We start from the raw sequence: 25,971 nt of genomic DNA, 5'->3' as shown, positions 1-25,971 counted from the left end.
ATCCCCCTGATTAAGGTAGGTTGCATACGCGTTACGCACCCGTGCGCCACTTTCTTATCCAGCAAGCTGGATAATATCGTTCGACTTGCATGTATTAGGCCTGCCGCTAGCGTTCATCCTGAGCCAGGATCAAACTCTCCATTGTAAAATGTTGGTTTGAAACTGACCATTCTTAACTTGTATTAATAATAGTCTGTATTCTTATTTGTCTGTCAGACTTGACTCGAAATCCAGGTAAGTATTTCATGTACTTTGAAGCTGTACCTGTTTACCCTGTTTCTTTATAAATGACATCTCTTTAATGAACTTCTCGGCATCACCTCACGGCTGCCTATATCTGTTGCGATTCTTTTCTTCTCTGTTTTGCCGGTCTTAATGTTCCGACGCTGTTTTGAAGTTTTTCCTCGTTTCAATCTTGTTAATCAATGTGGCGACATCCGTCGTACATTTTCCCGTTTTTGTTGGGACTGCAAAGGTAGAAATCTTTTTTAATTTAGCAAGCTTTTTATTTTTTATTTTCTCTGAAGTTTCCTCCCTTTAAATAGCAAACAGGCGATCTTTCGATCTCCCTAAGCCGGCCTTCTAAAACCTTCCTTTACATCCTTTCAATTCCTTCTCTTTTTCTCTTACCTTCTCACATTTCCCTTCCTCCGAAGCGGGTTGCAAAAGTAGGAAAATTATTACTACCGCCAAACAATATCACTGACTTATTTGTATAATCCCGCTAAAACACTGTTGTTCAGCTATAAAATTATCGTGTATAATTTACAACATGTGGCCACCCCAAAAAAACGGCTGAAATCTGCCCGATTTAAGCTTAAGACGTATTTATAATTGCGGTATCGGAAACAGAGCCGGAAACCCATCATCAACCAAGAATTTAAAATTCGAAGCTGCGACTATACTATATATATAGGTAGGAAGATTGTGCAAGCAGTTTAAGTTTAATCTTCTTTAACAGCCAAAAGCTCCAAATAATGTTTTCCCGAATAAAGATAACCTCACTCGGGTCAACCATGGGTCAAACATGGGGTTTAATTGGGCCAAGCCATGGTTTAGTCGAACAACACTAACAGAAGTATCAACCATGACAAGAACAAAACATGAATAACCCAGGATTGCAAGACCCAAAAACAACTTCAGATGGCAATTCCGGGTTATTTTAACACAACCTGGTCTTAAACAAAAAGCCAGCCCGATAAATGGGGCTGGCTTTGAAAAGATGATACTGATCCTGTGATCAATGTGATCTGCATCATTTCAGGATTTTTCATTACCCCCGAATTTGCGGCAAATTAATTACATGATTATTTATAAACTGTTTCGCTTCGATTCTGCTCATTACCTGCCCAATGTTCCTGCGGGACATCCATGCGGAGGGATGCATGGACAAACCGGAACCCATACCGGCTGGGTTATAGATTACACTGCAATTAAAGAGCTTGTCGGCCCCTGGGTTAAAAAACTAGATCATCAGGTCATCAATCAATTGGACGGGCTGGAGAATCCCACCGCAGAAAACATTTGTTTATGGTTCTGGAGAAACCTGCAACCAGAACTTCCGGGATTATTCCGCCTGGAATTAAATGAAACACCAGATTCAGGGGTCATTTATGAAGGATAAAGTCGACCGCAGGTTAGCTATATGGCTTTATTGCGGAGCAGCGGGGATACTGATCCAAATTTTATTGGGTGGTATTACCAGACTAACGGGATCAGGCCTTTCTATTACTGAATGGAAACCTCTTCTGGGAGCGATTCCGCCACTGAATGCAGCAGAATGGGAACATAGTTTTCATCAGTACAAGCAAATCGCACAGTATAAAATCGTGAACACACATTTTAATCTGGAAGATTATAAAGCAATTTACTTCTGGGAATGGTTGCACAGGAACTGGGCAAGAATGCTTGGACTGCTTTTCATTATTCCATATCTTTTGTTTTCTCTCAAAAATGAGATCCCGAAAAAACTCCACCTGCACCTGATCGTTCTTTTCGTGCTAGGTACACTACAGGGGTTTATGGGCTGGATAATGGTAAAAAGCGGACTGAATGATACCGATATAACAGTTAGCGATCTCCGGCTGGCAATACACTTCCTGGCGGCAGTCGTATTATTCGCCTATACTTTATGGGTTGCCTTCTGGATCAGCATTCCAAATTATTTAATTCTCCCCCCCTTACACAGCAAACAAACTCCTTTTCTACTGCTCATTGTAATAATTCTTCAGTTATTTTTCGGTGCATTAATGGCTGGTTCCAAAGCCGCACTATCTGCGCCGACCTGGCCGGATATGAACGGATCCCTACTCCCAACTGCTCTTTATGAAACAGGGGCCGACCCACATTGGCGTTACCTGCTCGTCGTACAGTTTATACACCGTCTTTTAGCCTATTTAATATTAGCATTTACTATTATACTTTATTATCGGACGGGTAAACAGCGACCGCAACAATTTTCTTTCGTAACTACCAAACTGCCACTTTTGCTGACATTAGTTCAATTAGCTCTGGGAATCTGCAGCGTAATTTACAGCTTTGAACCATTTGTCAGAAATTTCGCACTGCTGCATCAGCTGGTAGCTTTACTACTGGTAAGTAATGTCCTGCTGATCTGTTATCTCAATCAAAAAAACAATTAACGTTAAATTTTTAATTCTTAAATTTGCAGAATTAAACGCCGTTTGCAGCGGTATTAATCTTATGAAAAAATTCCAGACCATACTTTATTACTGCTACAGTCCGATAGCAGAGGCAGAACAATTTGCCGCAAATCATCTTTTATTCTGTAAAAGCCTGGGTCTTACGGGTCGTATAATAGTCGCTGACGAAGGACTCAACGGAACAGTATCCGGAACTCCGGAAGCTTGCGCTGCTTACATGGAAGCTATTCATGCCGATGAACGTTTTGCGAAAACTGAATTTAAAATAGACGATGTTGAGGAACCTTCCTTCATTAAAATGCATTGCCGCTATAAATCAGAGATTGTACATTCGGGATTAAGGGATACCAGTATTATTAATCCGAATGAGAAAACAGGAAAGCATCTGGAACCAGCAGAATTCAGATCGATGATAGACCAGGAAGATGTAATTATCCTTGATGTCCGGTCAAATTACGAACATAGCCTGGGTAAGTTCAAAAATGCGGTAACCTTAGACATCGAAAATTTCAGAGATTTTCCGGAAAAGATAGCCGAACTGGAGCAGTACAAAGATAAAAAAGTACTCACTTACTGCACTGGCGGTATTAAATGTGAAAAAGCATCTGCGCTATTGCTGCACCATGGTTTTAATGACGTTTACCAGTTACATGGAGGAATTATCAAATACGGTAAAGAAGCCGGCGGTGAAGATTTTGAAGGTAAATGTTATGTTTTTGACAACAGAATAGCTGTAGAAGTGAATTCTGTAAACCCGACCGTAATCTCAACCTGCTACAACTGTGGTACCACAACTGCCAAAATGATTAATTGCGCTAATCCTGAATGCAATGAGCACATTACACAATGTGATAATTGTGGGGAAGAATTACAGGGATGCTGTTCGGCAGCCTGTGTCAGCCACCCAAGACGCAGACCGTATGACGGGACCGGATATTACGTGAAAGTTCCTCAACCTGTTCACGAGTCTGTCAAATAAAATATAATTCTAAAGATTCAACTAGATTAAAATAGTTGAATCTTTAATTTGATTGGAATAAATAGCATTTATTTCAAAAACTCAAAAACACGAATGAAATCCAGGACTGCTTCCTTCGTGTTCAATTTTCGCATAAATTCCCTAATTTGCGCAATTCTACCAATTAACAGCGCAGCATCCCATGATCATTCGCCTGATATTTACACTCTTATTCTTTTTCGGCTTATGCTTAAATGGCATAGAAACAAAAGCTGATCCAATTAAGAGTACGGGAATACCTTATGTCCAGAATTTCCCAAAATCCTTATACCAGTCCGGTAATCAGAACTGGTCGGTAGCTAAGGACAAACAGGGCATCTTATATTTCGGAAATACCCAGGGTCTGCTTACCTACGATGGTAAATACTGGAATCAGTATGCAATGCCGGATAAACAAATCGTCAGGTCTGTCGCCGCTGACGAAAAAGGCAGAATTTATACTGGTGCATTTGGAGAATTCGGCTACTGGTCTGTCAAAAACAAAAAGCTAACTTATTCGTCACTAACCAGTCTTATTCCTAAAGGACATCCTTTTACTGACGAAATATGGAAAATCTATGTAGACGGAGAACGCGTCCTCTTTCAGTCATTCAGCACGATTTATAGCTACTCCAAAGGAAAAATAACTATAATTAAAGCTCCCGGATCATTTCTCTTTCTGCAGAAAGCAGGAAACAGATTCCTGATTGAAGTCTTAAAAAAAGGATTGTACGAATTAAAAGGAAATCAATTGACTGCACTCCCCCATTCGAATCCTAAAAGTCCGGATAATATGCTCAGCATCCTGCCTTATAAGGATGGGAAATTGCTAATCGGGACGAGTAAAGAAGGTTTGTTTCTATACGACGGCCAAAGTTATGTTCCTTTTCAAACCGAGGCAAACAGCTTTTTAAGAACTTTTCAATTGAATAATGGAATTCTCTTCGATGGCAGCTATTATGCTTTTGGAACTATTCTGAACGGACTCATCATTCTGGATGATCAGGGAAAGATTGTACAGCGCATTAATAAATCGGGCGGTCTACAGAATAACACTGTTTTAAGTTTATTTAGTGACAACGATAAAAATCTGTGGACCGGACTGGATAACGGTATTGACCGGGTCGAACTCAATTCACCCCTATATTTTTATCTGGACAAAGCGGGTCAGTTCGGAACCGTATACTCCAGCATCATTTATCAGAATAATATTTACCTCGGCACCAATCAAGGCCTTTTCTACAGTCCATGGAAGTCAAATAACACGGGTAGTTTTAACGCGTTTGACTTCAAACTTATACCTGGATCTCAGGGCCAGGTATGGGATCTGAGTCTGATTGACGGACAATTGATCTGCGGTCACAATGAGGGTACCTTCACAATCAGAGGCAATCAGCTGGAAAAAATTTCCGGCGCAAGTGGTGGCTGGACAATTAAGAAACTAAAAAGTGACCCAGGGTATCTGATACAGGGCACATATACCGGATTAGTCTTATTTAAACAGGATCCGGCTGGTCAATGGAAATATTACAGCCATATTGCCGGCTTCGCCGAACCGTCACGTTATGTAGAGCAGGATTTGAAAGGTAATATCTGGGTGAGTAACGCCTATCGCGGGCTTTATAAACTTACCCTCAGTCCAGATTACAAGAAGGTAATTAAGAAAAGGGAATATAGTCAGAAAGATGGGTTGCCTAGCGAATTTAACATTAATGTCTTCAATCTGGACAACAGAATGGTTTTTGCCTCTGCGTCTGGATTTCGAAGATATGATGAAATCAGTGACCGTTTCAGCCCTTATCAGGAATTAAATAATAACATGGGCTCATTTGCGTCAAGCCATAAAATTATTCCGGCTACACCTCAGAAATACTGGATGGTGAAAGACGGGCGTATGGCGATGGTTGATTTTACCATCCCGGGCAAGCTTCAGATCGATTCCAACCGTTTTAGCCTATTGGATGGGAGAATGGTTCAATACTATGAGAATATTAGTCAGATCAGCAGTGATGTTTACCTGGTTAGTGTCGACGACGGATTCGTTATTTACGATGCCGCTACCGGAAACCGGCAAAATGAGAAAAGCCAATTACCTAAGGTACTGATCCGGCACGTCGAAGATGCTTCTGACGTTTACAGGATTATCAGCGAATATGGAAACAGCGGCTCTACATTAGAAATACCTTATAATAGGAACAATATCCGGATCTCTTACGCCCTTCCCTATTACAGGCAGGCAAAGATCAGTTTCCAGTACTATCTGGAAGGCTACTCTTCACAATGGTCAGACTGGAACAGTGCCACACAAAAAGACTTTACCAATCTCACCAAGGGTAAATACCGGTTTCTGGTCAGAGCAAAAATAAACGATCAACAGATCAGTCAGGTTAGTGTACTTGAATTCACAGTTCTTCCACCGTTTTATGCGAGCAATTGGGCACTTGCTCTTTATTTTCTCTTAATGGTTGCCTTGCTTTTTATGGCGAAAAAACAATATGAAGCTAAATTGCTGGAAGACCGTAAAAAGATGCGGGTTAAACTAGAACTTGAGAAGGATGAATTCCTGCAGGCGGAGGCAGAGGCGACAGAGCGGGAAATTATAAAAATCAGAACAGAAAAATTGCAGGCTGAGCTCGAAAGTAAGAATCGGGAACTAGCCAGTTCGGCCATGAGCCTTGTCTATAAAAATGAACTGCTGCAAAAGCTCGGTACCGAAATTGAGAAACTCAGAAATGAGAAAGTTCCAAAAACTTCAGATGATCAGTTTCGTAAAATTCAGAAAGTAATTGATGAAGGGATGAATGACGAGAGAGACTGGAATCTTTTTGAGACCAGCTTTAATGAGGCTCACGGTTCTTTCTTCAAAAAACTAAAAGCAAGTCATCCCGACCTTGTTCCAAATGATCTCAAACTATGTGCATATCTGCACATGAATATGAGCAGCAAAGAGATGTCATCACTGCTCAACATTTCATTGCGGGGAGTTGAGATTCGGAGGTACAGGCTGCGTAAAAAGCTTAATATACCACACGACAAGAACCTTGCAGAGTTTTTCATGGAGCTTTAGTACTACATCATTACTACACAAACGACTTTCACACACCTCTCTGCTTCTTCACAGATGCATTTTATATGTTCACTATATATAGGGCCTTAAACTTATTTAATGACCGTTTTACGTCCATAAAAGCCTTATTGTATTTAATACACAAAGCCTGCCTGATGTAATAATGTAGAACCCAATTCTTTGTTTATGCTTAAAAACTAACAGAGATTTAATCCACAATTAAAAACACCAATTATATCACGAGTATGAAAAGAATTTTTACAAAAATTTCTGTTTTCACTTTTCTCAGTTTACTCTTTATTAACGCTGCCTTTGCCCAGAACATCACGGTTAAGGGTAAGGTTTCAGATGGCCAGGATCAAACAACCCTGCCGGCTGTAAGCGTAATGATTAAAGGTTCCACTACAGGAATACAAACAGATGTTAACGGAAATTATTCCATTAGCGCACCAGGTAATGCCACATTGGTCTTCACCTATATAGGCTACACCACACAGGAGATCCCTGTGAATAACCGTACAGCAATCAATGTTTCTCTGGCTTCATCCTCACAACAACTAGAGCAGGTTGTCGTAGTGGGTTATGGGACACAAAGAAAAGTTGATGTTACCGGATCTGTTGCTACCATTAAAGGTGAAGACATTTCCAAACAAGCGTCAACCAACCCGGTGAGTGCGTTACAGGGAAAAGTTGCAGGTGTATCTGTAACTAACGTAGGTGCTCCGGGTAAGTCTCCTAAAATCACAATACGTGGTACGGGTACGATCTACGGTAATACGAATGTATTATATGTAGTTGACGGTGTATGGTATGATGATATTAACTTTTTAAATCCGGCAGATATTGCCAGCATCAGTGTATTAAAAGACGCATCCAGCCAATCAATTTATGGTATACGGGCTGCGAATGGTGTAGTACTGGTTACAACTGTCCGTGGTAAAAACGGCGATCCTACTATTAACTACAACGGGTCAATCGGCATACAGCGCGTAACCAACGGCGTAAAAATGACCAATGGTCAGGAATATGCCACAGCAGTTAATGAGGCTACAATGATAGCTGCTGACTCATTGCTTCTGAAAAATCCTAACTTTGGTAAAGGTACAAACTGGTACGATCAGGTTCTGCGTACTGCAATGGTAACCAACCACCAGATCTCTATTAATGGTGCTTCTGAAAAATCCAGCTATAACTTTTCACTGGGTTATCTGAATCAGGACGGAATTGTAGAGAAAAACAACTATAAAAGATATACTGCTCGTTTATCCAATGATTTTCAGATTTTCAAAGGATTGAAAATTGGATATAATGTGACGGGTGTTTCCAGTACAGCAAGCGATGCACCATCTAATATCTTCCGCGCATTATATTCTGCTGCGCCAATAATCCCGGTATTTAATCCTGATGGATCTTACGGTGATCCCGCCATCTATAAATTAGGAAATGGAAGTAATTTAAATCCACAGGCAACTATGGATTTCTTTAACCAGACTAACAAATTCTATAAAGCAACTGGTAATGTTTATGCCGAATTAAAATTCGCTAAACACTTTACTTTCAAAACCAGTGCCGGTGGAGACTTTAGCCAGGAAGAAGTAAGATCATATACGCCAAAGTACAATGCTACAGTAGGCCAGGTATCCAACAATAGTATTTTAGCTATTGACCGGATTGAAAACAGGAACTGGATTCTGGAGAATACTTTAACTTACGATAATAAATTCGGAGATCACAGCTTAACTGTTCTCGCTGGTCAAACCGCTCAGCGCTACAGATCTTATACAATTAATGCTTCAGGGCAAAATGTGCCATACAATAAAGACGGCGATTTGTACCTGAGCCTTGCCGATGCAAGTTCCCGTCAGATTACGGATAAAGGATCTGTTAATACAGCAACTTCATATTTTGGTCGTGTAAATTACGGTTTCAAAAACAAATACCTGTTAAATGCTTCATTAAGAGCTGATGCTGCTTCTCAGTTTTTTGGTGGAAGTGATCTTTGGGGTTATTTCCCTTCAATCGGCGCAGGCTGGGTAGTGAGTAATGAAGAATTCATGAAAGATCAGGAAGTGTTCTCAAACTTAAAATTGAGAGGTAGCTGGGGTAAAGTAGGTAACGCAGGTGTTCCGATTAACCCAAGTACACAAACAGTAGATCAAAGTGCAGGTTTAATCGCTTTCTTTAACGGACAGCCAAATACAGGTGCGGGTATCAGAACTTTGGTTCCACCAGTAATTTTCTGGGAAAGAAGTGCCGGAACCGATATCGGTTTAGAAATGGGCTTTTTAAGCAACAGATTAAATGTGGAGGTTGACTATTATAACAGAACAACACAGCAGGCAATCTTTGATATTCCAATCCTGGGATCATTGGGTACGGAAAACAGTACACTGATTGGGAATCAGGCAGATTTCCGTAACCGCGGTTACGAGTTTGTAGCATCCTGGTCAGATAAGACTTCGAATGGACTAACATATTCGATCAGTGCGAATGTGGGTATAAACAATAATAAAGTATTGAATGTAACTTCAGGAGCCAATCCAATTGATAAAGGTGGCGCAGGTTTAACCAGTGGTGTTTTACCTACAAGAACCGTTGCCGGACAAGCAATCGGTATGTTCTACGGATACCAGGTTACCGGTATTTTCCAAACTGCCCAGGAAGTTACAGCTTCTGCACAACCTGACGCAAAACCGGGAGACTTTATTTATGCCGACAACAATGGAGACGGCACAATTGACGGTAACGACCGCCAGTATCTTGGAAATCCAAATCCTAAATATTCATACGGTGTGAATACCAATTTTGCTTATAAAAATTTCGATCTGACTTTGGATATTCAGGGTGTTGCAGGTGTAGATGTTTATAACGGAAACCTGGCAGCAAGATTCGGTAACGAAAACTACACTAAAGATTTCTTCGATAACAGATGGCATGGTCCGGGTACTTCTAACTCCTACCCTTCTGCAAATATGAGCGGTGGCAGAAACTATCTGGCGAACTCATTCTGGGTAGAAAGCGGTGCTTATGTAAGATTGAGAAATATTCAGTTAGGTTATACATTACCGGAGATGATGACGTCTAAATGGAAAATTAAAAAACTTCGTGTATTCGCAAATGCACAAAATGCAGTGAACTTCTTTGGTTACAAAGGTTTCAGCCCGGAAGTTGGAGGTACGCCAACCAATGCAGGTGTAGATATCAACGTATATCCACTTTTTGCGACTTACAATCTAGGTGTAAACCTTACTTTTTAATTCCACAGCAATTTTTGATCAAGACAAATCTTATACAGATGAAAACATATTTTAACACAAGTATTCAAAGGTGGTGCGCTGTTGGTTTATTATCAACAGTTCTACTCACTACTTCCTGCAAGAAAAGTTTTCTTGACATTGACCCTCAGGGTCAGCAGGAATCGGAACAATTCTGGAAATCCCAGGAAGATGCTACTAAAGCTGTCAATGGAATGTATGCCAATTTAAGAACGTGGAATAACACAGCGTTCCCTGCCCTGGCAATCGAAAGTATACCTTCCGACGAAGCAGATAAAGGCAGTACGGCAACTGATGCAACGTTCTTTAATCTTTATGATACTTTCACCGTAACTTCTACAGAGGGCTCTTTCTTAGGTTTCTGGACAGGACAATATCAGAATATTAACCTGACTAACCAGGTACTGGATAATATTCCGGCAATTACAATGGATGAAAGCCTGAAAGCCCGTTATCTGGCAGAAGCTAAATTTATCCGGGCATACTCTTACTTTAGATTAGTCAGAGCTTTCGGTGGTGTGCCCCTTAGACTGACTGTTCCAAAAGACCAAACTGAGTATAATATTCCAAGAGCGACTAAAGAAGAAGTTTATGCACAGATTGAAAAAGACCTGGACGAAGCAGCCTCGGTATTACCACAAGCTTACGGCACAAACGATATCGGGCGTGCAACCAAAGGTGCTGCCATAGGCCTGCATGCAAAAGTTGCGATGTATCAGCAGAAATGGGCAGATGCGTTATCCCTAACTAACCAGGTGATGACTATGGGCTATAGCCTGTTCCCTGATTTCGAAAAAGGTTTCCGTACGCAAAACAAAAATAACTCAGAATCTTTATTTGAAGTACAGTGTGAATTACTTCCGGGTAATAAAGATGCTTCTAACTCACAATACAGCCAGGTACAAGGCGTACCAGGCGTCGTGGGTGGTGGTGGTGGATGGGGCTTCAACGTACCATCTGATGCTTTGAATACAGCTTTTGAAACCGGAGATCCGAGAAGAGATGCAACTATTCTCTACAGAGGTGAAACTACTCCACAGGGTGACAAGATTCCAACAACTACACCAAACCCAAGATACAACCAGAAATCATATGTTCCATTTTCGATGTGGGTATCTGGTTTTAATGAAGGAGCGCAGCAAAATGTCAAAGTCCTTCGTTTTGCAGATATTCTGCTGATCAATGCAGAGGCCGCAAATGAAATGGGTAATACTTCCCTGGCTTTAAGTTCTCTTAATAAAGTACGCGCAAGAGCCAGAGGCACTCAAACTGGTATTTTACCTGATGTAACTACAACAGATAAAACAGCATTAAAAACTGCAATTTACAAAGAAAGACAAGTGGAACTTGCACTGGAAAGTGACCGTTACTTTGATGTAATCCGTCAGGGAAGAGGTACTGAAGTATTCGGTCCTAAAGGTTGGAAAGCCGGCAAGAACGAAATCTGGCCTGTGCCTGATCAGGAGATTGAAAGAAGCGGCGGTTTGCTTACTCAAAATCCTGGATATTAATATTTTTTAATCTTAAAGGCTGGTAGTGAGAAACTACCAGCCTTATTCATATCATAAAATGATCAAATTCAATACTTACTTATTATCCGGGCTGTTATTTTTTAGTTTATCCTGCCTTACCCTGACAGCCTGTGCACAAAAAAATTCTGCAGATGCCATCAAACCGCAGATGAAAATTCAAAAAGACCTGACTGACGATCAGTTATTGGATCTGGTTCAAAAACAAACCTTCCGGTATTTCTGGGACTTTGGCCATCCGGTAAGTGGAATGGCACGTGAGCGGAGCAATGTCGCTTTTGAATACGGTAACGAAGTGGTAACCACTGGTGGTACAGGATTCGGCGTGATGTCTATCATTGTTGCTTCGGAGCGAAAGTTCATAACCCGTGAGCAGGCTGCAGCAAGAACTAAGAAAATTGTCGATTTCTTATATAAAGCAGATATGTTTCATGGTGCTTTCCCGCATTGGTTAAATGGTGAAACCGGAAAAGTAATCCGTTTCAGTCCTAAAGATGATGGAGCTGATATTGTAGAGACATCACTCCTTTTCCAGGGTTTACTGACCGCTAAGCAATATTATGATGGAGACAATGCAGTGGAGAGAGATATCAGGAACAAAATCCTGTGGATGTGGGAGGGTATTGAATGGAGCTGGTTTACGCAACAGCAGAATGTATTGTACTGGCACTGGAGTCCGAACAACGGATGGAGCATGAACCATCAGATTAAAGGCTGGAATGAGTGTTTTATCACTTATGTGCTTGCTGCATCTTCTCCGAAATTTCCGATCACTAAACGTGTATACGACGATGGGTGGGCAAATAACAATACCTTTTTCAATGGTAAAAAATTCCAGGGCATTACACTTCCTTTTGGTTTTGATTACGGTGGTCCGCTTTTCTTTTCGCAATACTCTTTTACCGGTCTTGACCCACGTGGTTTAAAAGACCAGTACGGAGATTATTTTGAACAGAATAAAAATCACACCCTGATTAACAGGGCTTATTGCATTGAAAATCCAAAAAAATATAAAGGATATAATGAAAATAGCTGGGGTTTAACTGCAGGCGATAGCTGGCAGGGTTATGCTGCCCATTCTCCAACAGAGGATCTGGGTGTGATTACGCCAACCGCAGCCTTATCGGCTTTTCCATATACACCGGAATATAGTATGCAGGCACTGAAGCATTTCTATTTTGATCTGGGTCCGAAGATCTGGACCGAATATGGTTTCGCAGATGGGTTCAGCGAAGAACATGACTGGTATGCAAAATCGCATCTGGCTATTGACCAGGGACCGATTATATGCATGATTGAAAACTACCGCAGCGGCCTGCTCTGGAAATTATTTATGAGCAGCCCGGATGTGAAAACCGGATTGCAAAGACTGGGTATCGAAAGCCCGGCCATAGCCAAATAATATATCAATATAATACATACACAAATGAAACGAATTAATTCCCTTTTATTGCTGACAGCTTTGCTAACAGGCGGGAGTGCGATCGGACAGCAGAAAGCCGCTGTTTCGAAAGACCCTAAAATGGACGCTTTTGTCAATGAACTCATGTCTAGAATGACTATCGAGGAAAAGATCGGACAGTTAAATTTACCTGCTGTCGGATTTGATGTGACCGGACCAATACTAAGTGAAGGTGTCGATGAAAAAATTGACCAGGGACTCGTTGGGGGTGTATTCAATACTTTCACTCCCCAGGCGGTTAGAAAACTGCAGCAACGTGCTGTAACCAATTCCAGGTTAAAAATTCCATTGTTATTCGGATATGACATTGTTCACGGACATAAAACTATTTTCCCTATCCCTTTAGCGCTAAGCACGTCATGGGATATGGACCTGATCGAAAAAAGTGCCCGGATCGCTGCACGTGAAGCAAGTGCAGACGGACTAAACTGGACTTTCTCGCCGATGGTTGACATTAGCCGGGATCCAAGATGGGGCAGAATGTCAGAAGGTTCTGGTGAAGATCCTTACCTGGGCGGACTGATCGGTGCGGCTATGGTTAAGGGATATCAAACTAACAGTCTGGCCAATAGAGATGCTATCCTTGCCTGTGTGAAACACTTTGCGTTATATGGTGCAGCGGAGGCGGGAAGAGACTATAATACTACTGACATGAGTCCGATTAGAATGTACAATGAATATCTTCCTCCATATAAAGCAGCTATTGATGCTGGTGCAGAAACGGTGATGGTATCCTTTAATGACATTAACGGTGTTCCGGCAACTGCTAACCACTGGCTATTGACAGACCTGCTCAGAAACCAATGGGGTTTTAAAGGTTTTGTTGTCAGTGACTATACCGGTGTGAGTGAGCTGGTAGCACATGGATTAGGTGACCTGCAAACTGTAAGCGCAAGATCTGTGTCAGCAGGAACAGATATGGATATGGTCAGTGAGGGATTTCTGAAAACTCTAAAAAAATCTTTGGATGAAAAGAAGATTGGTATTGACGTAATTGACCTGGCCTGCCGCCGAATCCTTGAAATGAAATACAGAATGGGTCTTTTTGCCGATCCGTTTAAATATGTGGACGAGAAAAGAGCGGAAACTGAAATTCTTTCTGCAGCAAACAGAAATGATGCAAGAAAAATTGCCGCTGCTTCAATGGTCTTATTAAAAAATGAGAATCAACTTCTCCCACTGCGCAAAAACGCTAAAATTGCTTTGATCGGTCCGTTGGCAGATAACCAACGTGATATGATCGGTAACTGGAGTGCTGCCGGCGACTGGAAAAAAGCCGTCAGTGTAATGACTGGCCTAAAAAATATGGCGCCAGACCTTAAAATCGTTTATGCTAAAGGTGCTAACCTGGTTGATGATCCTCATATTTTAAAACAGATCAATGCAAATGGTGCAGAAATCCATGCAGATTCAAAATCCCCGGATGAATTGATTTTAGATGCAGTGAAGGCTGCAAAAGAAGCAGAAATTGCTGTAGTAGTATTAGGAGAAAGCGCAATTATGGGTGGAGAAGCTACAAGCCGCACGAATTTGGACCTTTTACCGAATCAGCAGAAATTACTGAAAGCATTAAAGGAAACCGGTAAACCTATCGTTCTTGTATTAATGAACAGCCGTCCTTTAACACTTACCTGGGAAGATGAAAATATACCAGCCATCCTGGAAACGTGGTTTGCCGGAACTGAAGCTGGGAATGCAATTGCAGACGTATTAATGGGTAATTATAATCCTGCCGGAAAATTAACAGCAACCTTCCCAAGAAATATGGGACAGATTCCGCTCTATTATAACCATAAAAGTACTGGTCGTCCATACAACGGCGTATCGAATGAAAAATTTGTATCCCGCTATATAGACAGCTCAAACGATCCGCTTTACCCTTTCGGATACGGTTTAAGCTATACAACTTACAGTATTTCACCTGTTAAACTGAATCGTACCGATTTGCAGAAAGGTAGAAATCTGGAAGCTGCAGTGGAAGTCAAAAATACAGGTAAATATGACGGACATGAAGTTGTCCAGCTTTACATTCAAGATATTTACGGCTCAGTTACCCGACCGGTTAAAGAACTTAAAGGTTTCCAGAAAATATTCCTCAAAAAAGGTGAATCTAAAAAGGTAATTTTCAAAATCGACGAAGAAATGCTCCGATTCTATAATTCTGAGCTTAAGCACGTTGCTGAGCCAGGAGACTTCAATGTGTTTATTGGCTCAAATAGCCGTGATGTCAGTCAGGCAACATTTAAATTGTCAAACTAATTTATATTTCGCGTAAAGCCCCCTGGATTAATTCAGGGGGCTTTTTTGTTTCAAAATTTTGGGTTGCTTAGTGTTGAAAGTACAATATTGGAAATTATTTAGCCCGTAATTAAAAAAAATAGATTTAGCTATTGCAAGTAATGAATTCATTACATAAATTAGATTTAACCAAATATAATTAACGCCCGTTTCTCCCGGCAAGCTCAAGCCAAAAAAAACGTGTTATATAGTTGTATATACTAGCTCTTCCGATCCGGTTCTTATTCCGGAATATTTTCGAAAAAAGAATTGACCCCCTAAACCAATTATCGAGTAACACTATGTAACATCTTTAAAAATCTTAACCCTAACCAAATTAAATCTTATGCAACAAATTTTACCCCTTTTCAAAAGAGCCTCCGTTCTTTTGCTCATGAGTTTGTGTATCGCATTTTCGGTGCATGCGCAAACCAGAATTACCGGAAAAGTCGTCGCAAGTGACGACAAGATGCCAGTCATTGGTGCCTCGGTGAAAATCAAAAATTCAGCTTCCGGAACAATGACCGATGCCAATGGTGCTTTTGCTATTCAGGCCGGTCCTTCTGATGTGCTGGTTATTTCATTTATTGGATACGGAACACGCGAAGTTACCGTCGGCCAGCAAAAATCAATTGACGTAACACTTCAATCTAATTCTAATGATCTTACTGAAGTCGTTGTAACGGGTTACACCGCACAACGGAAGAAAGATCTTACTGGTGCGGTATCGGTTGTTGATGTAGCACAACTGAAAGCACAACCGGCTGCCAGTGCAGTAGAAGCTTTACAAGGTAAGGCGCCTGGTGTACAGATCATCAACGATGGTGCTCCGGGTTCTGCGCCACAAATCCGTATTCGTGGTAACAGTACAATTAATAACAATGAGCCGCTTTATATAGTGGATGGAGTACCTTATGAAGGTAACCTTTCCTGGCTAAATCAAAACGACATTGAGAGTCTCCAGGTATTGAAAGATGCGTCCGCATCCTCAATTTATGGAGCAAGAGCAAATAACGGTGTTGTGATTATTACAACTAAAAGAGGTGTTGCCGGACCTCCGAAAATCAATTTAGATGCTTATGTAGGTATACAGGCGCCTAGAAAAGGTACATTCCCTAAAATGATGAACCCGCAACAATATGCGCAATATATCTTTGATGGATATACCAATGCAGGACTTCCGATTGATGCCGGTGCAAATTATGGAAGTGGTTCTACACCGACACTTCCTGAATACCTGGTAGCTGGTAGTGCAAATGGTCAGGATGTAACTGCTGCAGATGCAGATCCGTCGAAATATAATTACACCAGAGATACCAAAACTTTTTATCAGATCACAAAAGCTAATCAGCAAGGAACCAATTGGTTTGATGAAATTACGGAATCAGCTCCTGTCCAAAGTTACCAGTTGAGTAGTACTGGTGGTAGTGAAAATGCAACGTATGCATTTACAGGAGGTTACCTGAATCAGAAAGGTACCATTAAAAATAGTGAATTTACCCGTTACAATTTCCGTTCTAATACGAATATCTCTGCCTTCAACAAAAAAGTCCGTTTTGGAGAAAATGCTCAGTACTCCTATTCTGAAGGATACGGTTTTGGCGTAAATCCAGGCGCTGCGGGTTCTTACCAAGATGAAGGAAGTCCTATTGGCTGGGCTTATCGTATGCCAACGATAGTTCCGGTATATGATATACAGGGTAATTATGCAGGTAGCCGTGGCAGTCGCCTTGGTAATGCCGAAAATCCACTTGCTGTTTTAGACAGACAAAAAGGAAACATCAATAAAAGTAACTTCTTCTTCGGTAATGTGTTCGCAGAAGCAGATATCATAGATGGTTTGGTTGCCAGAACCAGCTTCGGTTTACGTTATGAGAATTACAATCGTATATCGATGCGTTATCCCAATCTGGAATTCTCGGAAGGTAATACCTCTAATAACCTGAATGAAATCAATGGTTACAGAACTGAGTGGACCTGGACAAATACTTTAAATTACAACAAAGTATTCAATGAGAAACACCGTTTAGGTATTTTACTTGGTACTGAAGCCATCAAATCCAGAACCAGAGAGAACACCGCCACAAGAAATGACTTTTTCGTACTGGGAGATCCAAATTACTATTATCTGGATAACGGTGCATCCGCAATCGCTAATGGAAGTTCTGGTGCTTTAGGCTCATTATTCTCGCTCTTTGGCCGTGCAGATTACTCCTATAATGATCGTTACCTGGCTAGCGTTACAGTTAGAAGGGACGGATCATCCAACTTTGGTCCTGAGAATAAATATGGGGTATTTCCTGCTGCAAGTGTAGCCTGGAGAATCTCTGAAGAAGATTTTCTTAAAGATGTTAGCTGGTTAACAGATTTGAAATTCCGTGCCGGCTACGGTGAAACTGGTAACCAACGTATTGACGCGAATCAATATCTGAACAGATTCCGCAATTCCATTATCCAGTCGGCCTACGGTGTGGGTGGTGGAAATGGTATGGTTGCAGGTGTATGGCAAAATGCTTACGCTAATTCTAATGTAAAATGGGAATCTTTGAAATCAGTGAACCTTGGAGTTGACTTTACTTTAGCTGATGGTGTATTTGACGGATCATTTGACTGGTATAACAAGAAAACATCAGATATGCTGTACCGCGTTCCTCTTCCTTCGACGGCAGTAGGTGGCGGTACATCACCATACGTAAATATTGGCGATATGTCGAATAAAGGTGTTGAACTTGCCTTGGCTTACCATTACGGCCGCAACAACGACAAGCCATTTAAGTTTGATATTATGGCTAATATTTCCAGAAACGTTAATAAAATCGTTAAACTGTCAGATGACGTTGATGAGCAGCTTTATGGTGTTTTCAGAAGTCTGACAACCAGTATTCTGAAAGTTGGCGAATCTTTTGGTTCATTCTATGGTTACAAAGTGGCTGGAATCTATCAGAATGCTGATGATGTGAAAAATAGTCCCTCATATGACGGAGCTCGTGTTGGTGGGTTCAAATATGCCGATGTCAATGGAGATGGTGCACTTACAGCTGACGATAGAACTATTATTGGTGATCCAAACCCTGATTTTCTGTATTCATTAGGTTTGAATGCCAGCTATAAAAACTGGGATTTTGCAGCCTTCTTCAATGGTTCTCAAGGAAATGACCTATATGATGTTAATCGTTATTTTACAGATTTCCCAAGTTTTGACGGAGCAAGAAGTACCCGTTTATTAAATGCATGGAGCCCTTCTAATCCTACTAGCCAGATTCCATCTTCATATGTAGGTGGATCTAATCTGGAATATGCGTCTTCAAGTTATTATGTGCAGAATGGCAGCTTCTTTAGAATGAAAAATCTGCAGATTGGTTACTCTATTCCGATGGAAAATGCATCTAAAACAAAAACGGGTATTAACAAGCTCAGAATATATGTAAGTGCGACCAACGTTTTCACAATCACTAAATACCAAGGACTTGACCCAGAAGTTAGCCAGGAAACTGAAACCTTCTCTGCTCCTGGTGTAGACCGTGGTATTTATCCGATTCCGCGTCAGTTCTTAATTGGAGTAAACCTGGGTTTCTAGGCCTGAATCTTATTAAAAGCTAACCATAAATAAACAATCAAATCAGATAAAATGTATACAGGCAGATTGAAAAAACTTCTCCTAAACATTTTATTAAATTAATATCAAATAATATATTCTGATGAAAAACTTAAAATATATAGCAGTCACCATATTATTATTCAGCATCCTTTCCTGTTCGAAGGACTTTCTGGATAAAAAACCACAGGGAGAATTAACCGAAGAACAGCTAACCAGTCAGGACGGTGTTGAAGGTTTACTAATCGGTACTTATGGTCTACTCAATGGAAATATAGACGGTACCTGGGGAAACTACGCAGCTGGTCCAAGTCAATGGCTACTCGGAGAAGTAACCTCTGACAATGCTCATAAAGGATCCAGTAACGGGGATCAGCCAGAGATGAACGCCCTCGAGCAACATGCGCCTACCGGTGTTAACGACAATCTGGAGAATCTTTGGAACAGATGTTTTGAAGGCATTCAACGGGCAAATAATACACTGAAAATTCTGGCATCTTTACAAGCTGGTAACGGTGGTACTAAGTTTGGTGCAGAGAGAGAAAAAGAAATTCAGGCTGAAGCACGTTTATTACGTGCTCACTATTATTTCTTCTTAGTACGTGCATTCAAAGATGTACCCTATATCTCTGAAACAACAACAACACCTACTGTTCCGAATGACAAGGATATTTATCCTGAAATTCAGGCTGACCTTGAATTTGCTGTTGCAAATCTTGGAACAGCTAAACCAAAAGGTGAAATTGGCCGTATGGATAAGTACTCAGCACAGGCATACTTGGGTAAGGTATTACTTTATCAAAAGAAATTTCCTGAGGCTTATGCGCAACTGAATGCTGTAATTCTTGCCAAACCGGCATTAAATACCCTTGCTTTCACTGATAACTTTGATATCACAAGAGAAAACGGACCGGAATCAATCGTTACCGTGCAACACTCTGTTGGTACAGATGGTACTGGTGGTGACAACGGTAATGTAGGTGATATGCTGAACTTCCCTTACGGAAATGGTTTACCAATCGCCTGCTGTGGATTTTTTCAACCATCTATTGACCTGGCGAGTGCCTATAAAGTTGATGCAAACGGACTACCTCTACTGGACGGTTCTTACAGAACCAACCCTTACAAATCTGACTTTGGTTTAACGGCCGCTCAAAAAGCAGCTTACAAGGTAGACCAAACACTGGCGCTTGATCCAAGGATTGATTATACTATGGGCAGAAGAGGTGTTCCTTTCCGTGACTGGGGTATTATGACTGGTGATTCATGGATTCGTGATGCCTCAAATGGCGGTCCTTTTGTAAATTACAAAAACACGATTGAAGCGGCACAAATCGCAAGCGGTACAGGTCCTGGTAATACAAACATTACAGGTTTGAATGTAAATCTGATTCGTTTAGCCGACGTTTACCTGATGGCTGCAGAATGTGCAGTTGAAACGGGCGATCTGGGCAGAGCTATGACATTGGTTAATGCGGTACGTGCCCGCGCTGCACTTCTTCCGGGAAAAACTATTGGTGGTGCACCTGCGGCAAACTACAAAGTTGGACAGTATACTTCATTCCCTAACCCAACCTATGCAAGAAATGCAGTTCGTTTCGAGCGCAGACTGGAGTTAGCCATGGAAGGACACCGTTTCTATGATCTGGTACGTTGGGGTATTGCTAAAGAAACACTGGAAAGCTATTTTGGCTTCGAAGGTGGCTACTTTAACTATCTGAAAGGTTTAACTATCGAAGCACGTGATACTTACTTCCCAATCCCTCAGCAACAAATTGACCGTAGTGGTGGAGTGCTTAAACAAAGTACAGGTTATTAAAACCCGATATTAAATTCTAATTAATTCTTATTTTTGCAAAGACCCGTCTGGTAAACAGGCGGGTCTTTTAAATTTAGCTCCGATGAAACACTTCCATAGCTTCGCCTGCTTTATCATATCCCTGCTTTTTAGCATAAGCTGTCAGGCTCAGGAATTTAGTAAATATGAAAAGGAAATCTATACAGAAGGTAAGGATACACTGGCCTACAGAATTCTCATGCCGGAGAACTTTGACCCCGCCAAAAAATATCCTGTTTTATTTTTCCTTCATGGATCGGGTGAAAGAGGAAGTGATAATAGCAGCCAGCTAACACACGGTGGCAATCTATTTTTAAAATCAGAGGTTAGAAAGAACTTTCCAGCAATAATTATCTTTCCGCAATGTGCCCAAAGCAGCTATTGGTCTAATGTTATCATTGCCCCAACGGGGTCTAACGAAAGATTTGACTTCCAAAAGGGCGGAAAACCGACAAAATCTATGCACGCCCTGCTTGGATTAGTAAATCAAACACTAAAAAAACCATATGTGAACCTAAATCAGGTTTATGTTGGTGGGCTTTCTATGGGTGGAATGGGTACCTATGAAATCCTGAGACGTAAACCGAAAACGTTTGCCGCAGCATTCAGTATTTGTGGGGGCGACAATGTGGCTAATGTCGAAAAATATAAGAATGTTCCGCTATGGATTTTCCATGGTAGTAAAGATGATGTTGTCAATCCTGCATTTTCAAAATCTATCGCCAACCAGCTTAAAATTATAGGCAAAGAAGTTAAATTTACGGTTTATCCGGAAGCCAATCATAATAGTTGGGATAGTGCGTTTGCTGAACCGGAGCTGTTAGCATGGTTGTTCAGTCATCAGAAAACCAGATAGATTTTTCTACAAAATAAAAAAGTCTTTATGTTTTAATCGGGCTACAGCAGAGCTGTGAGGCCCTTTAAAACATAAAGACTTTTTTATTTTGGGTTTATCAGCAGGTTGGTTCTTTAGACAGGGTTTGTCCGGATTTGGAGACGAATCTATGTATCGGTTAAATAGTGGTGGATTTTGTTAGGGTTCCAGGACAGGCATATATAATTTGCTATTAGATAAGTATTTATTTTTATGTAATTGGGATTGTGCCTCGGTTTGCTATTAGATAAATGTTTATTTTTTATGTGGTTGGAATTGTGCCTCGGTTTGCTATTAGGTAAATGCTTCTTTTTTATGTAATTGGGATTGTGCCTCGGTTTATGATAAATTCGGTTATGGCGAGGTAGCCTGCACGCCGTGAGACTAGAAACCCTACTAATCCAGCAACTTCTTCTGGTTGGGCGGGTCTAACAAATTGAATGCTCCGAGGGAATCCATGATGTTTTGTGTGGCTAGGCTGAAAAAGGTTAGTCATTTAAATAAAAAAGTCTTTATGTTTTAATTGGGCTACAGCAGAGCTGTGAGGCCCTTTAAAACATAAAGACTTTTATTATTTAACAGGTTATAATTTCCTATTCCAGCTCGGTCCATATTACAATGGGGATGGTTAAAACAGTATTGTTTTTAATTTTTGAATCTTCCAAGGGGATAACCTAGATGGCGAAGTGCTTTCTGTTGAGGGTTTCCGTCCCTTTTTTAAATAGTTTGGTCACATTTCTCTGGTGGATTCCTCTGGATAGTTTATTCTTGTTCAAGAAAATGATAACCATCAGGATAGATCAAATTTTATGAAAAATATAATTGGGATAATATATCTGTTAATAACGTTTTCAGATATGGCAATGGCGCAAACCGATACTCAAAAAATAGATGAATTGATAACTGCCTACGCAAGTATTAAGGAATTTAACGGTTCTGTTCTAGTCTCAAAACAAGGTAATATACTGCTGAAAAAGGGATATGGAGTAAAGGACATCCGGAAGCAAACATTTAATGACGAAAAAACAGTCTATTTGACAGCATCCATTACAAAAACCTTCACTTCTGTGATGATTCTGAAACTTTCGGAACTTAAACTGCTTTCGCTGGATGACAGATTAAGTAAGTACTTCCCCGACTTCCCACAAGCTGACAGTATTAGCATTAAAAACCTGCTTACACACACCTCTGGAGTCTATGACTATGTGCAAAATGCGGACTTTATGTACAATGCAGCGAGCAAACCTGCGGATCAGAAAACAATGCTTTCGCTTTTTAAGGATAAAAAGCTTGACTTTCAGCCGGGCACAGATTGGAAATATTCGAATTCAGGATATATGTTGTTAGGTTATATTATTGAGAAAATCACTAAGATGAGATACGATCAGGCCATACGCGCCTACATTTTCAAACCCTTAGATATGGCAAATAGTGGTTTCGACTATGCAAATTTAAATGACTCTGTAAAAGCAACCGGTTATTATTCCGACTCTGGAAAAGACTATACTAAAGTAGCTCCAATTGCCGATTCTACCGTTCTATACGCAGCGGGTTCAATTTATTCTACCGTCGGGGATCTTTTTAAATGGCATGAAGCGCTTAATGCTAACCGATTAATCAGCAAAGCCATGGCGGAGAAAATGTATAGCCCGAATAAATTTCATAATTACGGCTATGGTTGGACTGTTGATTCCCTTTATAATAAACGGATAGTTTCACACAGCGGCGGTTTCTGGGGTTTCAGAAGTAATCTGGCAAGAATCATTGATGATAATATTTGCATCATACTCCTCGACAATACCGAAACGCCTGGCCTGGACAATATCACTAAAATGATCGTAGCAATCCTTTATAAGCAGCCCTACACGCTGCCTCATGCAAAAAATGCCGTAAAATTACACGAAGACCAGCTTAAAAAGTATCTGGGAACATATCAAATCAAAGAATCCGATTTAGAATTGGAGATTAAACTTGAAGCAGGTGCATTAGTTGCCTATCCAAAACAGGGTCCGAGGGCAGAAATGTCTGCCACAGATGCCACTCATTTCTTTCTGAAAGAACAGGAAAACTTCGAAATAACTTTTGAAAAAGCACAGCATACTAATTCCTACATAATAAAAATATCCGTTAACGGTAAAACCAGAACCGGTCAAAAAATGTAATAAAACCATCCCTAAAACAGCGCTTCCCAACATATCTCCACCCTGCTCACCTCAAGGCAATCGAAAAAAAACCTTTCTCAATCAAAATCAGTTCACCTAAAAACCCTCCCAACATATCTCCCACCCTGCTCACCTCAAACAATCCAAAAAAAAGTCTTTCTTAATCAAAATCAGTTCACCTAAAAACTTTCGCAAAATTACCCACCCTGCTCACCTCAAAACAATCCATAAAAAAGTCTTTCTCAATCAAAATCAGTTCACCTAAAAACAATCCATAAAAAACCTTTCTAACTTCGTCCAAAGGAAATTTAAACAATCGCATCGATCGCCTTACCTGGAGAATTACTCAAATAAAAAAAGCAGATATGTTTTAAAGGGCCTCACAGCTTTGCTGTAGCCCGATTAAAACATATCTGCTTTTTTTATTTACCGATCACCGGCATTGACTTCTATTTACTCACTCATGTTATGGTAAACCGCCTGCACATCATCATCCTCTTCCAGCTTGTCAATCAATTTGAAAACATCAACCGCTTGCTCTTCAGAAATAGGGCTTGTTGATAATGCGATTCTTTCCAACTTGGCACTTTTCAATTCCAGTCCAAGGTCTTCCAGCGCTTTCTGCATTTTACCAAAATCCTCAAAGGCAGTTTGAACAACAGCGATGTCCTGACCTTCTTCATCTGCCTCCAGATACAATTCTTCCAGACCCGCATCGATCAATTCAAACTCCAATTCTTCGAGGTCTTTTTCTCCGGGTAGGAATCTGAAGATAGATTTCCTGTTGAAAATAAAATCAAGTGATCCAGTTTTACCTAATGAGCCGCCGGTTTTACTGAAGTAACTGCGTACATTAGCTACTGTCCGGTTTGTATTATCTGTTGCTGTTTCGATTAATATGGCAACGCCATGTTGTGCATAGCCTTCGTAAACGTGCTCTTCGTAGCCATTCTCATCTTTATTAGACGCCCTTTTAATTGCAGCATCCACCCTGTCTTTAGGCATATTTACTGCCTTGGAATTTTGAATAGCTGTACGTAAACGGGAGTTAGTTTCGGGGTTTGGTCCGTTGTCTTTAACAGCCATTACAATCTCTTTCCCAATTCGGGTGAATTGTACCGCCATTTTAGCCCAACGCTTAAATTTTCTCTCTTTTCTGAACTCAAATGCTCTTCCCATTGTCTATAATATTGGAGTTATTTATTTTTCAAATTTGTTAACATATCGGCAGTCATTTTTGCCAGATTGAATTCCGGTTTCCAGCCCCAGTCATTTCTGGCAATCTCATCATTAATGGAACGCGGCCAACTATCGGCAATCTGTTGTCTTGGATCATTAGCTGTATAAGACAACTTAAAATCCGGAATGTGTTTTCTTATTTCCGACGCAAGTACCTCAGGTGTAAAACTCAGGCCTGCAAAATTGTAGCTTGAACGGATAGAGATCTGGTCTGCGGGCGCGTCCATCAATTGAATTGTACCTCTGATCGCGTCATCCATGTAGAGCATCGGCAATTCGGTTTCCGCGGAAAGAAAGCAGTCATAATTACCCTTTTTAAGGGCGTCATGAAAAATATGGATAGCGTAATCTGTTGTCCCTCCTCCAGGCGCTGCTTTCCAGCTGATCAGGCCAGGATATCTGATACTTCTCACATCCAGACCAAATTTCTGGTGATAATATTCACACCAGCGTTCACCGGCAAGCTTACTGATTCCATATACTGTATTCGGATCCATAACACAGAACTGATCTGTATTATCTTTAGGTGAATTAGGCCCAAAAACAGCGATTGAACTTGGCCAGTAAACTTTAGCCGTTTTGTACACAATCGCCAGATCAAGAATATTGAGCAGGCCATTCATATTCAGATCCCAGGCCAGTTTTGGATTTTGCTCTCCTGTTGCCGACAGCAATGCTGCAAGCAAATAGACCTGCGTAGGCTTATATTTATTGAATATAGTTTTTAGCGTGTCTTTTTCCAGTACGTTCACAAATTCGAATGGTCCGGAGTTTTTGATGTCGTAATCAGGACGACGGATATCACAGGCAACTACATTTGATTCGCCATAAGTATTCCTTAGTGCAGTAACCAGTTCAGTTCCGATCTGCCCGTTAGAGCCTAGTACCAGTATTTTTTCAGTCATTGATCAATTGATTTTGGCAAAGGTAAAAAATTGATCGAAACCTATTCATAAATGTTTGTGCATCTTAGTCTATACTTAAAAAAAATGAG

Annotated in this window: 14 protein-coding genes and 1 rRNA gene; 12 read left to right on the top strand and 3 right to left on the bottom strand. The window is 40.8% G+C overall.

Features of this window, described 5'->3' with window-relative positions:
- Positions 1 to 145, bottom strand: a 16S ribosomal RNA gene (locus tag BLR53_RS15650); the annotation flags it as partial.
- A 1,158-nt stretch (positions 146 to 1,303) separates the two neighbouring features.
- Here BLR53_RS15650 and BLR53_RS15645 point away from each other — a divergent pair.
- The 12 genes from BLR53_RS15645 (at position 1,304) to BLR53_RS15585 (ending at position 23,738) form a co-directional block, all read left to right on the top strand.
- Positions 1,304 to 1,624 (top strand): 6-pyruvoyl trahydropterin synthase family protein, encoded by a 321-nt coding sequence (locus tag BLR53_RS15645; RefSeq protein ID WP_037437900.1) that lies wholly within the window; start codon positions 1,304 to 1,306, stop codon positions 1,622 to 1,624.
- Entirely contained in the window at positions 1,587 to 2,642 is a 1,056-nt protein-coding gene (locus BLR53_RS15640) for a COX15/CtaA family protein (RefSeq protein ID WP_244889548.1), read from the top strand. The genes BLR53_RS15645 and BLR53_RS15640 overlap by 38 nt, the downstream gene beginning before the upstream one ends.
- A gap of 61 nt (positions 2,643 to 2,703) precedes the next feature.
- A complete protein-coding gene (trhO, locus tag BLR53_RS15635) occupies positions 2,704 to 3,642 on the top strand; it encodes an oxygen-dependent tRNA uridine(34) hydroxylase TrhO (protein WP_037437903.1) in 939 nt (312 codons plus the stop codon).
- A gap of 181 nt (positions 3,643 to 3,823) precedes the next feature.
- Positions 3,824 to 6,727 (top strand): ligand-binding sensor domain-containing protein, encoded by a 2,904-nt coding sequence (locus BLR53_RS15630; protein WP_037437905.1) that lies wholly within the window; start codon positions 3,824 to 3,826, stop codon positions 6,725 to 6,727.
- Positions 6,728 to 6,972: 245 nt separating this feature from the next.
- Positions 6,973 to 9,984, top strand: coding sequence for a SusC/RagA family TonB-linked outer membrane protein (locus BLR53_RS15625; RefSeq protein ID WP_074591020.1), 3,012 nt, complete (start codon positions 6,973 to 6,975; stop codon positions 9,982 to 9,984).
- Between the two features lie 38 nt (positions 9,985 to 10,022).
- Positions 10,023 to 11,513 (top strand): RagB/SusD family nutrient uptake outer membrane protein, encoded by a 1,491-nt coding sequence (locus BLR53_RS15620; protein ID WP_074591017.1) that lies wholly within the window; start codon positions 10,023 to 10,025, stop codon positions 11,511 to 11,513.
- Positions 11,514 to 11,682: 169 nt separating this feature from the next.
- Entirely contained in the window at positions 11,683 to 12,933 is a 1,251-nt protein-coding gene (locus BLR53_RS15615) for a glucoamylase family protein (protein WP_244889547.1), read from the top strand.
- A 24-nt stretch (positions 12,934 to 12,957) separates the two neighbouring features.
- Complete coding sequence (gene bglX / locus BLR53_RS15610; RefSeq protein ID WP_074591015.1) at positions 12,958 to 15,252, top strand: beta-glucosidase BglX; 2,295 nt, start codon at positions 12,958 to 12,960, stop codon at positions 15,250 to 15,252.
- A gap of 364 nt (positions 15,253 to 15,616) precedes the next feature.
- A complete protein-coding gene (locus BLR53_RS15605) occupies positions 15,617 to 18,847 on the top strand; it encodes a SusC/RagA family TonB-linked outer membrane protein (protein ID WP_074591012.1) in 3,231 nt (1,076 codons plus the stop codon).
- Positions 18,848 to 18,968: 121 nt separating this feature from the next.
- Complete coding sequence (locus tag BLR53_RS15600) at positions 18,969 to 20,684, top strand: RagB/SusD family nutrient uptake outer membrane protein (protein ID WP_074591010.1); 1,716 nt, start codon at positions 18,969 to 18,971, stop codon at positions 20,682 to 20,684.
- Between the two features lie 82 nt (positions 20,685 to 20,766).
- Positions 20,767 to 21,558, top strand: a complete 792-nt coding sequence (locus tag BLR53_RS15595; protein ID WP_074591008.1) for a carboxylesterase family protein — start codon at positions 20,767 to 20,769, stop codon at positions 21,556 to 21,558.
- 827 nt (positions 21,559 to 22,385) lie between these two features.
- Positions 22,386 to 23,738 (top strand): serine hydrolase domain-containing protein, encoded by a 1,353-nt coding sequence (locus BLR53_RS15585; RefSeq protein ID WP_083332103.1) that lies wholly within the window; start codon positions 22,386 to 22,388, stop codon positions 23,736 to 23,738.
- A gap of 453 nt (positions 23,739 to 24,191) precedes the next feature.
- On the opposite strand, the gene BLR53_RS15580 is transcribed toward BLR53_RS15585, so the two are convergent.
- Both BLR53_RS15580 and BLR53_RS15575 read right to left on the bottom strand, forming a co-directional pair.
- Complete coding sequence (locus tag BLR53_RS15580; protein ID WP_037442974.1) at positions 24,192 to 24,917, bottom strand: YebC/PmpR family DNA-binding transcriptional regulator; 726 nt, start codon at positions 24,915 to 24,917, stop codon at positions 24,192 to 24,194.
- A 17-nt stretch (positions 24,918 to 24,934) separates the two neighbouring features.
- Positions 24,935 to 25,882 carry an NAD-dependent epimerase/dehydratase family protein gene (locus tag BLR53_RS15575; RefSeq protein ID WP_074591002.1) on the bottom strand — a complete coding sequence of 316 codons (948 nt, stop codon included), beginning with the start codon at positions 25,880 to 25,882 and terminating at the stop codon, positions 24,935 to 24,937.
- Positions 25,883 to 25,971 lie beyond the last annotated feature (89 nt).

The sequence above is a fragment of the Pedobacter antarcticus genome (assembly GCF_900103515.1).
GTDB classification, from domain to species: Bacteria; Bacteroidota; Bacteroidia; order Sphingobacteriales; family Sphingobacteriaceae; genus Pedobacter; species Pedobacter antarcticus.
This window is presented reverse-complemented; position numbering and strand designations above follow the sequence as displayed.

Bases quoted from the DNA above. Each gene is read 5' to 3' on its own strand.
- BLR53_RS15605 (WP_074591012.1), top strand. From the start codon at position 15,617: ATGCAACAAATTTTACCCCTTTTCAAAAGAGCCTCCGTTCTTTTGCTC.
- BLR53_RS15585 (WP_083332103.1), top strand. From the start codon at position 22,386: ATGAAAAATATAATTGGGATAATATATCTGTTAATAACGTTTTCAGAT.
- BLR53_RS15575 (WP_074591002.1), bottom strand. From the start codon at position 25,882: ATGACTGAAAAAATACTGGTACTAGGCTCTAACGGGCAGATCGGAACT.
- BLR53_RS15595 (WP_074591008.1), top strand. From the start codon at position 20,767: ATGAAACACTTCCATAGCTTCGCCTGCTTTATCATATCCCTGCTTTTT.
- BLR53_RS15630 (WP_037437905.1), top strand. From the start codon at position 3,824: ATGATCATTCGCCTGATATTTACACTCTTATTCTTTTTCGGCTTATGC.
- BLR53_RS15600 (WP_074591010.1), top strand. From the start codon at position 18,969: ATGAAAAACTTAAAATATATAGCAGTCACCATATTATTATTCAGCATC.
- BLR53_RS15645 (WP_037437900.1), top strand. From the start codon at position 1,304: ATGATTATTTATAAACTGTTTCGCTTCGATTCTGCTCATTACCTGCCC.
- BLR53_RS15625 (WP_074591020.1), top strand. From the start codon at position 6,973: ATGAAAAGAATTTTTACAAAAATTTCTGTTTTCACTTTTCTCAGTTTA.
- BLR53_RS15580 (WP_037442974.1), bottom strand. From the start codon at position 24,917: ATGGGAAGAGCATTTGAGTTCAGAAAAGAGAGAAAATTTAAGCGTTGG.
- bglX (WP_074591015.1), top strand. From the start codon at position 12,958: ATGAAACGAATTAATTCCCTTTTATTGCTGACAGCTTTGCTAACAGGC.
- BLR53_RS15620 (WP_074591017.1), top strand. From the start codon at position 10,023: ATGAAAACATATTTTAACACAAGTATTCAAAGGTGGTGCGCTGTTGGT.
- trhO (WP_037437903.1), top strand. From the start codon at position 2,704: ATGAAAAAATTCCAGACCATACTTTATTACTGCTACAGTCCGATAGCA.
- BLR53_RS15615 (WP_244889547.1), top strand. From the start codon at position 11,683: ATGAAAATTCAAAAAGACCTGACTGACGATCAGTTATTGGATCTGGTT.
- BLR53_RS15640 (WP_244889548.1), top strand. From the start codon at position 1,587: ATGAAACACCAGATTCAGGGGTCATTTATGAAGGATAAAGTCGACCGC.